The following is a 14120-nucleotide window of genomic DNA, read 5'->3' as shown; positions in this document are numbered from 1 at the left end:
AACATGCCTCTTCGTCTAAAATCACTTGAATTACAAGGTTATAAAACCTTTGCCTCGCGTACCGTTTTTGAGTTTGCGAGCGGAATCACTGCCATCGTCGGTCCAAACGGTTCGGGTAAATCGAACATCGCCGATTCTCTGCGCTGGGTACTGGGTGAGCAGTCATATTTGCTGCTGCGCGGCAAGAAGACAGAAGACATGATCTTCTCCGGCTCCGAACATCGCGCGCGCGCGGGCATGGCCCAGGCAACGATCACCTTTGACAACACCGAGCAATGGCTGCCCGTTGATTTTTCTGAAGTCGCGCTGGCGCGGTATGCCCATCGCGACGGGCATAATGACTATTTGTTGAATGGCCAGCATGTTCGTTTGCGCGAAATGAATGAACTGCTCGCGCAGGCTGGTTTAAGTGAACGTACATACACCATTCTCGGTCAGGGATTGGTGGACGCTTCTCTTGCTCTAAAAGCGGATGATCGCCGCCGTTTGTTCGAAGAGGCCGCGGGTGTGGGATTGTATCGCGCCCGCCGCGATGATGCATTGAAACGCCTTGAAAATACTGAACGCAACTTGGAACGCGTACTCGATATTATTGCGGAACTTGAGCCGCGTATCCGCAGCCTGGAACGGCAGGCCAAACGCGCCATTGATTTTGCCCGAACTCAAACAGACTTGAAAAACATCCTGCTGGATTGGTACGGTTTTCACTGGCATCGTGCCCAGCGAGATCTGACCGATATCCGCGAGACGGTGCGCACACAGGAAGGACGTGTGCGTGAAGCTCGTGAAGTTCACGAAAAGACACAGGCAGCGTATGTATCCTTCCGTGAGCGGCTCTCGGGGCTGCGGGCACAGTTGAATGGCTGGCAGCGTCAATCCGCTGAATTGCATAACAGGCGTGAATCCATCAGCCGTGAGTTGGCTGTGCTTGAAGAACGCCGCCGCGCATTGACCAATACGCAAGCTTCGGTTCTTTCCGATCAGGAACTTGTGACGGATGAATTACACCTTGCCAATGATCGCTATGGTGAAGCCATGCGGGAGGTGGAACGCATCCAGGCCGAATACGAAGAAGCGAAGATTCAGCTTTCGAATATCCAGAATTCCCTGCAAGCGCGTCAATCAGACCGCGCGGCGCAGGAGGAACAGCTCGCGCTCATCCGAGACCAGATCGAAAGCCTAAGCCAGCAGCGGGCTGAAAATAATGCACGCCTGGATGAATTAAGATCTCGCCTCGAACAGCAATCACAAAAGATCGAACAGACCCGCTCTGCGATATCTGCTGGTGAACTACAAGCCGCGAATGCAAAGGCGCAATTTGACAGCGCCCATGCTGAGCGTGAGCAGGCACAGCTTGCTTTACAGATTGCGGAAGAAAAGGTCACCAATAAGAAAAACGAAGTCGCCGCCGTTGATCGTGACCGGCGGGAAGCGCTTGAAAAACGCACCAAGGAAGAATCAGATCATTCGCGTTTGAAAGCCCAGCTCGAAGTACTGGAACAATCAGAACAGTCATTGGCAGGATATGCTGAAGGCGCGCGTTATTTATTGGACGCCGCGCGGAATTCGAAACTCAACGGCGCGCGCGGGGCTTTGAGTGCAGCACTCGATGTCCCCGCTGACCTTGAGATCGCAATTGCCGCAGCACTGGGCGATACCTTGGATGCGGTCCTGCTGGATGCGAGTCAGCTTGAAGATGCGCTCAGCTTGCTTGAAACCAATGATGTTGGGCGTGCCGCTTTATTACCTCTCGACGAACGCGAAAATCTTTCGCTTCATAACTCCGACGATGTTGACTGCATTGGCGTGGCTGCCGAGCTTGTCAATGCGCCTGATGAATTGCGCGGTGCTGTTCGATTGGTGCTGGGGCAGACCTTGATCGCGCGTGATCGAATATCTGCGCGCAGGCTGATTAGGGAGTTGCCGACCCATGCGCGGGTGGTGACTTTACGCGGGGAAGTTTTTCGCGGTGACGGATTGGTCATTGCGGGAAAAACCGCTTCCTCCTCCGCCTTGAGCAGGCCCCGCCAGAAACGTGAATTCGAATCGGCTATCAGCGAGCTTCTTGCTCGCATCGCAGATTCCAATGACGTGGTTGATATGTTGACCAACCAACTTGCGGGGGGACAGCGTGAACTGGCGCAGGCCGAAACCGATGCGCGCGAAGCCCGTGTCAGATTAGGTGAAACTCAGGAGACTGAACAGCAGGCTGGTTTGGAGTCGGAATCGACACAACGCCAGCTTGAGTGGCAGAAAAAACAGTTAACCCAGCTGGAAACTGAGGCGCAGGATTCTGTTTTGATCCAACAAAAATTGACCGAGTCGCAAGTTGAAGTAGAACGCCTCTCTTCGGAAGCGCAATTGCATTTGAAGGAGCTTTCTGAAAAATTGAGTGAGATGGCGGCTGATGAATTAAAGGAACAGGCATCATACTGGAGTACGCGTGTGGCTGTGGCTGAACAGAGTGTCGCCGCTGCGTTAGCCAAAAAAGATGAACGGGCAAAGGAGATCATGCGTCTGGATGGGCGCCGTGTTGATTTGGCTTCGCGTTTACATGAAGCTGAAAATTCTTTGCTTGGCCTGGATGCCGAGAAAAATAATTTGCGCGAAAATGAATCTGGTTTGCATGCCCAGGTTGAGGATATGCGGATTCGGATCGAGCCGGCTGAGAAGGATCTGGAAACAGCGGAGCAGGAAGAAACCCGCCTACAGGAAGCAGAAACGAACGCGCAGCGTATTTTTGCAAACGCGGAGCGTTCGTATGGTCAAGTTCAATTGGAGCAGAGCCGAAAGCAGGAAGCCCTGGAAAGTCTGCACCAAAAGATCACCGATGATTTTGGCCTGGTAATGTTTGATTACGCGGCGGATGTTTCAGGACCTGTGCCTTTACCTTTGGACGGCATGGTGGAGCAGCTGCCCGTAGTGACGGAACTCTCGCCTGAAATTGAAGAACAGTTGACGCATTTCCGCACGCAATTGCGCCGCATGGGTCCGATCAACCCGGATGCGAAAACGGAATACGATCAGGAAAGTGAACGGTATACGTTCATGAAGTCTCAGATCGAAGACTTGCGAAAAGCCGAAGTGGATCTTAAGCAGGTTGTCGCTGAATTGGACGAGATCACCAAACGGGAATTTGTACGCACGTTCGATGCCGTGGATAAACAATTTCGCGAAACCTTTGTGCGTTTATTTGGCGGCGGTTCTGCGCGCCTTGCGTTAACCGATCCTGAAAACCTGGTTGATACCGGTATCGAGATTGAGGCGCGTTTGCCGGGCCGCCGCGAACAGGGGCTGGCTTTGCTCTCCGGCGGTGAAAGAAGTCTGACCGCGATCGCACTGGTGTTTGCCTTGCTAAAAGTTTCACCAACGCCAGTCTGCGTGATGGATGAAGTGGATGCCATGTTGGATGAAGCCAATGTCGGACGCTTCCGCGACCTGCTGGTGGACCTGAGCAAGGATACGCAATTCATCATCATTACACATAATCGCAATACCGTGCAAGCCGCAGATGTGATCTACGGTATAACAATGGGGCGCGACTCGGCCAGTCAGATCATCAGCCTGCGCCTTGATCAGGTAACCGATGATATGTTGAAAAGAGGATAGGGGAAAGGAAAAAAGAATCAAAAACGCCCATCTCATGGAGTGGGCGTTTTTTTATTGCAACAGAATTGAAAATGATTTCAGGATTATTTCATCCTTCATCATTATGTTTCTATGGTTTTGCGGTTGCCTTTGCGGCTTCTTCTTGTGTAGCTCTGGCTGATTTTGCAGAATCAGTTGCGATGGTAATGAAATTCGGTTCACTGGGGAGGTGTTGTTTCCAGAGGTCGAAAATTTCAACCGGATATTCATCACGGGCCGCGGTTAGCCAATCTGAGAAGGCTTTACTCTTTGCTGTATCATATTGCTGTGCGGTTAGAGGACGATCCTGCTTGGCGATCAACTGAATGATGTGAAAACCAAAGTCGCTTGCGACTGGTGTTGTTGTGTAATCACCGGGGTTTTCCAGAGCGAACGCGGCTGCTTCAAATTCCGCGACCATCGCTCCGCTTCCAAACCAACCCAGGTCGCCGCCGTTTTGAGCGGAACCGGTGTCGGTGGATAATTCCTGTGCGAGAACAGCAAAGTCTTCGCCGCTATTTAATCGCTCGATAACTGTTACTGCAATAGCCTGATCCGCGACCAGAATATGGCGCGCCCAAACCTGTTTTTCAACCGGTTTTACATCGGCTGTGATCTGCTCTCTTAGTTTTCTTTCCAAAACTTGAAAATCAAAAAATGCGAGGAAATCCTTTTCGCTCAACCCAAGGTCCTTCATCCTGTTCTGACCATTCTGGAACTCGGTCTGGAACCCTTCCACTGTGTAGGGTGTGGATGTCGGCAAAGCTGTAGCCGTCGGGCCTGCTGTTGCAGTAGGTGCAGGTTCAAGTGTGGCCGTGGGCGTGGCTGGCACCTCGGTGGCAGTTCCATCCGGTGTGTTGGTGACTGATAATGTGGCCGTGGGCAAGGGTGTCTTGGTGACGATCTTAAACGCCTCGGCAGGCACCTCAGGCAGGGTTACTTCGGTGGGCGTTACTGTCGGGGTTGGAGAACCGTTCGGGAAAAATGCGAATGAGCTTTGTTTTTCTTTATTTAATTCTTCATCGCTGACGGTGATGCCGCGTTTCTCCGCTTCCAGACGGATCAAATGTTCATTGATCATTTGATCCAGGACGGATTGGCCGATCGTTTCCGGTGAGTTGAGCTGGGTTTCGATCTGGGTTAATTGCGTCTGCACATCCATTCCAAATACCTGGGCATACTGCTGGTATTGACTGTATTGAGACAACAATTGCTGGCGCTGCATACGCACGCGCGGCTCAAATTGGCTTGCCAAAATTTCAGTATTGCCTACTTTTGCCACAGGTTTCTGAAGCTGGAAGTAGTTAATATCCAAATAACCATAAATAAGCAAAAGAACAACACTGATAATTATGCCGACGAACGCATAAAGAATAATTTTGCTTTGCTGGCGTTCCCGCTCAAGGCGGGCAACATGTTTTTTTGTGGTGCGGGAAGCGGGCTTTTTGCCCGAATCATCTGCCATATTCAAACTCCTTCATGCCCTCATGATTCCCGTCCTCTTGCTTGAGAGAATGCAGGCGAGGGTTTAACATAAATTCGGGGCATGGATGCATCGCAATTCCATGCCCCGAAATACTCTTTCGGTATTAGGAACGGCCTTCATCCAGTGGCTTGCCACTGAACGGCAGGAAAGCTACATGACGTGCCTGTTTCACGGCCGCGGCGACCACACGCTGGTGTTTGGCGCATGCGCCTGTCTGGCGGCGCGGACGGATCTTGCCTTCCTCGGTTATATATTTGCGCAGCAGGTCGGTCTTTTTGTAGTCAATGACCAACAGCTTATCGGCGCAAAATTGACAAAACTTCGGCTTTGCGAAAAACTTGCGGTCCCCACCGCCGCCTTCGCCGCCTGAATAATTACGTTCTTCACTCATGATTTACTCCAAAAAAAACTAGAACGGGAATTCATCTTCCGCCATGGCAGAGCCATTATCGGCGGAGGTAGGCTCAACTTCCTGTGTATGACTGTTCGCATCGCGACGGTCGCCCAGCATCATCATTTCGTTCGCAACGATTTCCACGCTGGTATGTTTCTGACCTTCTTTATCGTCCCAGCGGCGGGTTTGCAAACGTCCTTCTATATATACCTGTTGTCCCTTGACGAGATACTGCTTGCAGATCTCAGCCAGGTTTCCCCAGGCCACCACGTTGAACCACTCGGTCTCGCTGTGGCGTTCTCCATCCGCACTGTTCCACGAACGGCTGACCGCAACGGAAAAAGTGGTTACGGGCTTTCCAGAAGGGGTGTAGCGCATCTCGGGATCTTTTCCAAGATGACCAATGATCTGAACTTTATTTAGGCCTCGGCTCATAATAAAATCTCCTTGGTAAAAATTACCGGGCAATGCAACAATAAACTACTCAGCTACAGAAAGCATATGACGAATGATCGGCTCTTGATAACGCAGATTGCGTTCAAGATCGGATGTCGCGGCGGGGTTCATGGTCATATTCAACAAAACATACTGACCTTCGCGGTGCTTCTTGATGATGTAAGCCATCTTGCGACGACCCCAAACATCAACCTTATCCACCGAACCGCCTGAATCACTGATCCAGCCTTTAACTTTTTCTAGCACGACGTTAAAAGCGGTCTCGTCCAGATCAGGCTGGATCACACAAACTAATTCATACTTACGCATAGGGAAAACCTCCTTTCCATGGGTTTGTTCCTATTCAAGCCGTAGGCTTGCCAAGAACGGAAAGGCACGTGTATTAAGACGCACCTGATTTAATAGCGGACGAAGTTTACCACAAAATCTATTTATCTGGATGAAAAAACGCCTCTTTCCTAAGTGTGGAACTGTTTCTGTCCGAGCGGCATTTATCTTAGGTAGATTGGGTTGCTGTATATCCAACCGCGCAATTTCCCCAGATACTTACGATATGCTTCGATACGATACACGCCAGCGTCCGTAGTGATATGTGTCATGGACGCACTTTTCTTCCAGGTCTGGATCACAACGCCGTCTTTTAGCAAACGGATCTCCGCATCAGCAGGGAGTTTTGCCTGCAAGGTCACCCCGCCTTTCGCGGACAGTTCATCGCCCATGAAGGCGGTTCTTTCCAAGCCTTGGGCGGTAAAACGGAATCCGCGCGTGGATGCGGGTAGATCATACCCAACGAAGCAATGACCCGCTCCCAGCGCGGCGTAGATCGCTTTTTTATCCGCATTGACCTCGCCACTCAGCGAATCCGCCAGCATCACGTGCGTATTCACTGTGCGAAAATGGAATTCATATGGGAAGATCACTCGGCTGATCGGTCCCATGCTCATGAGCAGTGCGTGCGCATCCGAGCCGCCGATTGCGACTACGGGACGACCTTGGGAAAGTAATTCATCCCATTTTTCGAGCGTGGCTGGAATCGGTTGATGTGCCACGAAGGACGGGAAAAAGCATAAAAAGCGCCGTGTAATTTTGTCGGCACGACGGTTTTCAGCTCGCTCAGCGCATTCCATAATTCAATGCCAGGTGTAATTTTGAACTGACCAATCCTCCCAGGAAATATCGAGTTCCTTGAAGGCTGGTGTTTCGGGGTCGTCGGGGTGGGCCAGAAAGGATAATCCGCCGGCATCCCGTACTTGATTGATGAGCAGCTGCGGGTTCTCTGCGAATGTCGCCAGTTCGCGCCCCGCGCCCAGAACCAGCAGATGATTCTTCTGCGGGTCGCGCGCCTGATCATGGACTTCCTCGCCGATCAGCATCATGATCTTTTTATTTTTTTCCTTGTAATAGCCTTCAAATCCTTGTACCAGAATATTATGGTCTGTCACGATCACCACATCCACGCCTGGCGGCAAGGGCCGCCTGGGCGATATCGCGGTGGGTGCCCGTCCCATCGGAATAACGTGTATGCATGTGCAAATTGACTACAGCTTCGTGCATGAATTTCCTCTTTTTTGGACCTCTTTGGAATTTTTTGATGAATTACAGGATTAATGAAAATTAAGAAAGACTCACAATTGCGTTGAACCCATATTTGACGATTCACTTCTTGAACAGGTATAATTTGCCCGCTAATTTCAAGGAGGCATATTGTATGACTAACTTTCTAAATATTGCGCTGATTATAACCTCAGTGGGTTTGATCCTCAGCATCATCCTGCAGAGCAAGGGCGCAGGGCTCGGTGGACTCACGGTGCAGATACAGGTGGTGTGTTCACCGCCCGCCGCGGCATTGAACGCATTCTGTTTTGGGTGACGATCGGCTTGAGCGTGGTCTTTTTTGGACTCGTGATCGCCATCATTATTCTCGGACGCTAGGAATCAACTGCCTGTAAAGGCCGCCTGTCCATTACCCTGAGTATGCGGGGTGGCGGCGGCCTTTCTTTATTTCCCCAATATGAAAAGATTACGCTGGCAGATTTTGGTTGTAGCGGTCACCGTTGGTGATCGTGGCTTTGCTGTTGCTCAGCCAACAGCCAGTAAGTGTTATTACCTTGCCCGAAGCCGCGCCTGGTGGAATTTATACCGAAGCCTTGATCGGCTCCATGGGCAGGCTTAACCCCATGCTGGATTGGAACAACCCTGCGGACCGCGATATCAATCGGCTGATATTCAGCGGATTGATCCGTTTTGATTCACGCGGACTTGCCTCAGCCCGGATCTGGCTGAAGCGTGGGGTACTTCTCCTGATGGCGTGTTGTACAATTTTTCGATTCGCCCCAACGCGGTCTGGCATGACGGTGAGCCTGTTACCAGTGATGATGTCATCTTCACAGTTGAATTGATCAAAAGTGCTGGATCGCTTTTTCCACAGGATATCAAAGAACTGTGGTCTCAAATTGAAATAAAAAGACTCGACGATAAAACGCTTCAATTCAAACTTGCCGAGCCGTTCGCCCCATTTTTGGATTACGCCACTTTTGGTGTTTTACCAAAACATTTGCTCGAATCCGTGCCCGCTGACCAGCTTGCCAGCGCAGATTTTAACTTGCAGCCAATTGGCAGCGGCCCTTATAAATTTGAACGCCTCATGACCAGCGGCGGACAGATCACCGGTGTCGTGCTTGTGGTAAATGAAGATTATTATGTACAGCCTCCGTTCATTGAACAGGTTGTTTTCCGTTTTTATGCGAGTTCAGCCGCCGCCTTTGATGCGTATCAACAGGGTGAGGTGCTGGGGGTCAGTCAGCTTACGAATGATGTGTTGCAGCCTGCTTTGATGGAGCAAAATCTATCCGTTTACACCAGCCGACTGCCGCAATTGGGACTGGTCTTCTTAAATCTGAATAATCCCAGTGTGCCATTCCTTCAAAATGAAAATATCCGCCATGCGCTTTTGCTTGGCGTAAATCGCAACAACATTGTCTCGCACATCATGCAGGGACAGGCCATCGTTGCTGACGGCCCCATTCTGACGGGTTCATGGGCTTACTATGAAGAGATCGAGCATTTTGATTACGATCCTGATGTGGCTCAGACTTTGCTCAAGGATGAAGGCTATGTGATCCCTGCGGGCGGCGGCGACATCCGTGCCAAAGACGGTCAATCCCTGACCTTTACACTGGTTCACCCCGATGACACGGTCCACACTCAGATCGCTCAAGCCATTCAGACCGATTGGGCATTGATCGGCGTGCGGGTTGACTTGCAATCTGTCCCATACGATTCTCTGGTAAATGACTTTCTCACAACGCGTAATTATCAAGCCGCACTCGCCGACTTGAACACGGTGCGCATGCCCGATCCCGATCCATATTTGTTCTGGCATCAATCCGAGGCTACTGGCGGACAGAATTATTCACAATGGGATAACCGCACAGCCAGCGAATTCCTTGAAACCGCGCGCACCGAAGCGGACTTTGCATCACGTGCCCGCTTATATAGAAACTTTCAAGTAGTGTTTGCCAAAGATCTACCATCTTTGCCTTTGTATTACCCCGTTTATTCCTATGGCGTGGATGCTCAAGTGCAGGGCGTACAGGTCGCGCCGATGTATGATATTAGTGACCGCCTCGCATTGATCAACGAATGGTATCTCGTCACACGCCGCACGCTTGAGCAAACACCTGTACCCACAGCCATACCATAAATCTCTCGGCATTTCTTTAAGCCCCCCCTAAAAGGAGAAGTATCCATGTCAGAAGCTCAGCAAGCTTTGGATTATGTTCGCGGAAATGGCGAACGCTATTTAAGTGAATTAAAGGATTTTCTTGCGATCCCTTCCATTTCCACTCTCAGTGAAAATAAAGGCGATGTTCAACGCGCTGCGGAATGGGTGGCTGCGCAGCTCCGTTCCATGAATATGGATAATGTGCAGATCATGCCGACAGCGGGACATCCCGTTGTGTATGGCGAATGGCTGGGTGCGGGAAAATCCGCGCCGACCGTGATGATCTACGGACATTATGATGTTCAACCCGGTTGACCCAATGGAGTTGTGGACATCCGATCCTTTTGAAGCCGTGGTGCGCGGAGATTATTTATTCGCGCGCGGCTCTTCGGACATGAAAGGCCAGGTGATGGCTTCTCTCAAAGCGGTCGAAGCAATTGTCCGCACGACCGGATTGCCCATCAATATCAAGTGGCTGGTCGAGGGCGAGGAAGAGATCGGCTCGGAACATCTCGGCGAATTCATCAAAAATAATAAAAAATTGCTTGCCAGTGATTTCTGTTTGAATCCTGATGCGGGCATGATGGGACCCACCAAGCCAACCATTACCACCGGCTTGCGCGGCCTGGCATATTTTGAATTGAAAGTGTATGGGCCTGATAAAGATCTACATTCAGGTCTGTTCGGCGGGACAATTCACAACCCCGCGCAGGCATTGATCGAGTTGATCGCGGGCATGCACGATAAGAACGGCAAGATCATGCTGCCTGGGTTTCTATGACAAGGTCCGCAAGTTGACCAAGAAGGAACATGAGGAATTCAAGCGCCTGCCTGAAAGTAATAAGGAATTGATCGCGATGACGGGCGTGCCTGCATTATGGGGCGAGCCGCAATTCCTTCCCTCTGAACGCACTGGCGCGCGGCCAACTTTGGAAGTCAATGGCTTGCTCTCTGGCTTCACGGGACAAGGCTCCAAGACAGTTTTGCCCGCATGGGCCATGGCGAAAATTTCCTGCCGCCTCGTGCCAGATCAAACTCCCGAAGAGACGTTCAAGCAAATGAAGGCGTACCTCAAGAAGAACGCGCCCAAGACCATCAAATGGGAATTGATCAATTTACACAACGCAGGCGCTGCCATTACAGACAGCAACTCTGCTGGCGTGCAGGCTCTCGCGAAGGCGCTCAAAGCCGTTTGGGGCAAGCAGCCCTATTTCAGGCGTGAAGGCGGTTCGATCGGCTCGGTTGTCCTGTTGCAGAAATATGTCGGCGCGGATTCTCTGCTCACGGGTTTTGGCCTGCCCGATGACAATGTCCATTCACCCAATGAAAGACTTCATTTGCCAACCTGGTACAAAGGCATCGAAGCCTTCACTCACTTTTTCTATAATTTCAAATAAATTGTAGGGGCGGGGTTACCCCGCCCCTACGGAAAATATTGGCGGAAAAATTTAATGGAAGATCGAATAATTACTTACGGCGGACAGGCAGTGATCGAAGGTGTGATGATGCGCGGGCAAAAGGCGTATGCCATCGCCATGCGCGCGCCCGATGGCAGCATCGCGATCCACACCCAAAAACTTGCGAATGTATATCGCTCGGGCATTACCAAGATTCCCTTTTTGCGCGGATCCATTCTTTTGTGGGATGCCCTCGGATTGGGCATGAATGCCCTCACGATTTCTGCGAACACCCAAACAGGTGAGGATGAAAAACTGGAAGGCCCGGCTCTTTATTTAACCTTGGGCCTGTCTCTCACCCTGGGCATTGGACTCTTCTTTTTGCTGCCCGCCGGCCTCGGCGGACTTGCCGAACATTATCTCGGCTGGAGTCCCTGGCTCAACAACCTGGTCGAAGGCGTATTGCGTTTGGTATTCTTGATCGCTTACATTTGGGGCATCAGCTTCATGCCGATGTGAAGCGGCTCTTCATGTATCACGGCGCGGAACATAAGACCATCAATGCCTTTGAAGCGGGCGCGGAGTTGACTCCCGAAGTCGTGGCGAAATATCCCATTGAACATGCGCGCTGCGGAACAGCATTCTTGCTTACGCTTGTTTTGCTTTCCATTTTGATCTTTACAGCGTTGGGACCCATGCCTATTGTGTGGCGCCTTCTCACCAGAGTATTGTTTATCCCCATTCTGGCGGGCATTGCCATTGAATACATCCGCTGGACAGCGAACCATTTGGATAGTCCGTTTGTTCAAATGTTGATCAAACCCAATCTGGCTTTACAGCATCTCACCACAAGCACCCCTGACAACTCCATGCTGGAAGTTGCGATTGCATCATTCCAGTCCATGCGCAAAGCGGAGCAGGAAGCCGCGTAACGCAAACTATTGGGCGGCTATAATGCCGATGTTGACACGAACATTTCCCTACCGTTGGAGAAAATATGTCTACAATCCAAGTTGTTATTCCCGATATTCCCAACATTGAAGGATTTAGTTTTCGTTCCATCAAGGGTGTGGAGGACGCAGATGCATTGTACGCAGTTCATACAGGCCGCATCGCCTATGATAAGGTCGATTTATCACTTCACCATGAAGATATGCCATCTTTGGAAAGATTACGTTCCTTTCTTTCGCAGTCGGTAACTGCAAAAGAGCAAGATCAATGGCTGGTAGCCCAAATATACGAACGCGTCGTTGGTTACAGTCAGATTGAGAGTTGGCACGAAGAGGATGGTGTGTGGGTGTACTTTATGGGAGGCTGGGTCTTACCAGAGTGGCGCGGCAAGGGAATTGGTTCTGCCATGCTTCACTGGGGAGAGGCTATGGCTCGTCAGTCAGCCGCACTACAACATCCAAATGAAAGATTCGAGTTTGCGGCAAATGCGACCTCCACCGAACAGGACGCCACTGCGTTTTTGCTGAATGAAGGCTATTATGTCGGTTTCACCAGCTTGGAAATGCGTTTTGATATTTCTACAGTATTACCGGGCTTGACCTCCCTCCCAGATAATATCGAAGTGCGCCCCGTGCTACCAGAACATTATCCCCAAATTATTTCTAGCATTATTGAATGCTATCAAAATGCGTTTTCCGAGAACCGATTTCGGGATGACTTTGATCGCGTGGCTTACTATACTGCCGAGTTACAAAAACCAAAATACGATCCGCGACTTTGGCATGTTGCTTGGGATGGTGATGAAGTCGCAGGTCAGGTGTTTATGGTGAAAGAAGATGATCAAGTTTGTGTAAATCAGGTGAGCATTCGACCTGCGTGGCGACGAAAGGGACTGGCTCGTGTGCTGTTAATTCGTGCTTTACAGGATGTGCTTGAACGTGGCGAGAAGTTGATTTGGCTTGATACGTTTGGTGAGTATCAGACCCGCGCTATGGATTTATATAGAAATCTGGGCTTTCATGTAGTAAAAGAGTTTCAACGCTATCGAAAATCAGCAACATAACTTAGCATGTCGCCCACAAATGACTAGTGGGCAAGGGTTGAAAAATATTCTGAAACAAAAAGGATTTGGAAATTCACAATTTCCAAATCCTTTTCTATTACGTAATGTCGTTCTGAGCGGAGCGACCTTGCGCCGCGCGCCAGAACCTCTACGATTATCTCAGAGACCATTTGCTCAGGGAATCATAATTGAGCCGTTGATCAAAACGCAATCTCACCGATCTGCTCAAAATTGATATCGAATAATTCCTCGGTGGCGGTTTCCAATTCAGCATCGGCAGCGTCACCTGCGCGGATGCCTCTGTCGCAGTAGGATCTGTAGGGGCAGTAACTGCATTTCGAGACATCATCAGTTTTCGGGAAGTCTGATGCGGATGTTATCTCCTCTGCCAGCTTTGTAAGCGCATCCCAATCCCGTTTGTATTGATCCGCTTTATAAACAAAACGCGCGGGTTCGGTGGGGAAGTCGGCGAACCAGTAAACCATTTCGATCTGTTCGGGTGTGAACGGTTTTCCGCCATTCAAATGCGCGCCCGCCTGCACCAGCAAGGCGCGATAAACGCGCGTCTGCCAGCGGATGTGAAGGAATTCGTTCTTTGGGCGTTTGCGATAGGTTTTCCAATCGTAGATTGTGGCTTTGTTATCGCCAATTGCGATCAGATCATACTTCGCGACCAAACGGAATTTTCCAAGCGGCGCGGAAAGCGTGGCTTCCGCATAAAGACCTGACAGGTCTGCGAGACCTGTCAGGTCTTTTGCATTAACATAATTCTCCCACCACCTTTGCAGGTTATCCGTTTTGGCCAACTTGCCAACCTGCTCCGCAGGGATGCCGATCAGGTGCTGCTGCACGAGGCGGTGAAAATATTCGCCTTCCTGCTGATGCTTTTCGTTTTCGAGAGCTGGCTCACTTTCAACGGCGGGATACGCCAAATGCTGAATGTAGCGCAATTCAAAACGGCGCGGGCAATCGTTGTAATCCTGTAAAGATGACTGGCTGAGGGAGCGCAATTGTTCTGTCAT

Annotated in this window: 16 protein-coding genes; 9 read left to right on the top strand and 7 right to left on the bottom strand. The window is 50.6% G+C overall.

Annotation, left to right across the window (positions count from 1 at the left end):
* Positions 1 to 3: 3 nt before the first annotated feature.
* On the top strand, positions 4 to 3609 hold the full coding sequence (smc, locus tag IPL17_RS06565) for a chromosome segregation protein SMC (protein WP_345306278.1): 3606 nt from the start codon (positions 4 to 6) through the stop codon (positions 3607 to 3609).
* Positions 3610 to 3718: 109 nt separating this feature from the next.
* On the opposite strand, the gene IPL17_RS06560 is transcribed toward smc, so the two are convergent.
* The 6 genes from IPL17_RS06560 to IPL17_RS06535 all read right to left on the bottom strand — a co-directional run bounded on the left by IPL17_RS06560 (position 3719) and on the right by IPL17_RS06535 (position 7471).
* The gene (locus IPL17_RS06560; RefSeq protein ID WP_345306277.1) at positions 3719 to 5092 is read right to left on the bottom strand and encodes a peptidylprolyl isomerase; all 1374 of its coding nucleotides are present in this window, start codon (positions 5090 to 5092) and stop codon (positions 3719 to 3721) included.
* Between the two features lie 124 nt (positions 5093 to 5216).
* A complete protein-coding gene (rpsR, locus tag IPL17_RS06555; protein ID WP_345306276.1) occupies positions 5217 to 5504 on the bottom strand; it encodes a 30S ribosomal protein S18 in 288 nt (95 codons plus the stop codon).
* 18 nt (positions 5505 to 5522) lie between these two features.
* Positions 5523 to 5942, bottom strand: a complete 420-nt coding sequence (locus IPL17_RS06550; protein WP_345306275.1) for a single-stranded DNA-binding protein — start codon at positions 5940 to 5942, stop codon at positions 5523 to 5525.
* Between the two features lie 45 nt (positions 5943 to 5987).
* Positions 5988 to 6272, bottom strand: coding sequence for a 30S ribosomal protein S6 (gene rpsF / locus IPL17_RS06545; protein ID WP_345306274.1), 285 nt, complete (start codon positions 6270 to 6272; stop codon positions 5988 to 5990).
* A 182-nt stretch (positions 6273 to 6454) separates the two neighbouring features.
* A complete protein-coding gene (locus IPL17_RS06540) occupies positions 6455 to 7012 on the bottom strand; it encodes a hypothetical protein (protein ID WP_345306273.1) in 558 nt (185 codons plus the stop codon).
* An 81-nt stretch (positions 7013 to 7093) separates the two neighbouring features.
* Complete coding sequence (locus tag IPL17_RS06535) at positions 7094 to 7471, bottom strand: hypothetical protein (RefSeq protein WP_345306272.1); 378 nt, start codon at positions 7469 to 7471, stop codon at positions 7094 to 7096.
* 555 nt (positions 7472 to 8026) lie between these two features.
* On the opposite strand from IPL17_RS06535, the gene IPL17_RS06530 reads away from it, so the two are divergent.
* From IPL17_RS06530 to IPL17_RS06495, 8 genes are all read left to right on the top strand, one after another.
* Entirely contained in the window at positions 8027 to 8362 is a 336-nt protein-coding gene (locus tag IPL17_RS06530) for a hypothetical protein (RefSeq protein ID WP_345306271.1), read from the top strand.
* Complete coding sequence (locus IPL17_RS06525) at positions 8272 to 9666, top strand: peptide ABC transporter substrate-binding protein (RefSeq protein WP_345306270.1); 1395 nt, start codon at positions 8272 to 8274, stop codon at positions 9664 to 9666. The genes IPL17_RS06530 and IPL17_RS06525 overlap by 91 nt, the downstream gene beginning before the upstream one ends.
* A 45-nt stretch (positions 9667 to 9711) precedes the next feature.
* Positions 9712 to 10002, top strand: coding sequence for a hypothetical protein (locus IPL17_RS06520; RefSeq protein WP_345306269.1), 291 nt, complete (start codon positions 9712 to 9714; stop codon positions 10000 to 10002).
* Positions 9986 to 10468, top strand: a complete 483-nt coding sequence (locus IPL17_RS06515; protein ID WP_345306268.1) for a M20/M25/M40 family metallo-hydrolase — start codon at positions 9986 to 9988, stop codon at positions 10466 to 10468. Before IPL17_RS06520 ends, IPL17_RS06515 begins: the two co-directional genes overlap by 17 nt.
* A 13-nt stretch (positions 10469 to 10481) precedes the next feature.
* Positions 10482 to 11084, top strand: a complete 603-nt coding sequence (locus tag IPL17_RS06510; RefSeq protein ID WP_345306267.1) for a M20/M25/M40 family metallo-hydrolase — start codon at positions 10482 to 10484, stop codon at positions 11082 to 11084.
* A gap of 54 nt (positions 11085 to 11138) precedes the next feature.
* Positions 11139 to 11603, top strand: a complete 465-nt coding sequence (locus IPL17_RS06505) for a DUF1385 domain-containing protein (RefSeq protein WP_345306266.1) — start codon at positions 11139 to 11141, stop codon at positions 11601 to 11603.
* Positions 11576 to 12016, top strand: coding sequence for a DUF1385 domain-containing protein (locus tag IPL17_RS06500; RefSeq protein WP_345306265.1), 441 nt, complete (start codon positions 11576 to 11578; stop codon positions 12014 to 12016). Before IPL17_RS06505 ends, IPL17_RS06500 begins: the two co-directional genes overlap by 28 nt.
* A 65-nt stretch (positions 12017 to 12081) precedes the next feature.
* Entirely contained in the window at positions 12082 to 13098 is a 1017-nt protein-coding gene (locus tag IPL17_RS06495) for a GNAT family N-acetyltransferase (RefSeq protein WP_345306264.1), read from the top strand.
* Between the two features lie 200 nt (positions 13099 to 13298).
* Here IPL17_RS06495 and IPL17_RS06490 read toward each other — a convergent pair whose 3' ends face one another.
* Positions 13299 to 14120: a PD-(D/E)XK nuclease family protein gene (locus tag IPL17_RS06490; protein ID WP_345306263.1), complete on the bottom strand. Its 822-nt coding sequence runs from the start codon at positions 14118 to 14120 to the stop codon at positions 13299 to 13301.

Source organism: Candidatus Villigracilis saccharophilus (genome assembly GCF_016711665.1).
The sequence above is the reverse complement of the archived record's forward strand: the minus strand, read 5'-3'. Positions and strand labels throughout refer to the sequence as shown.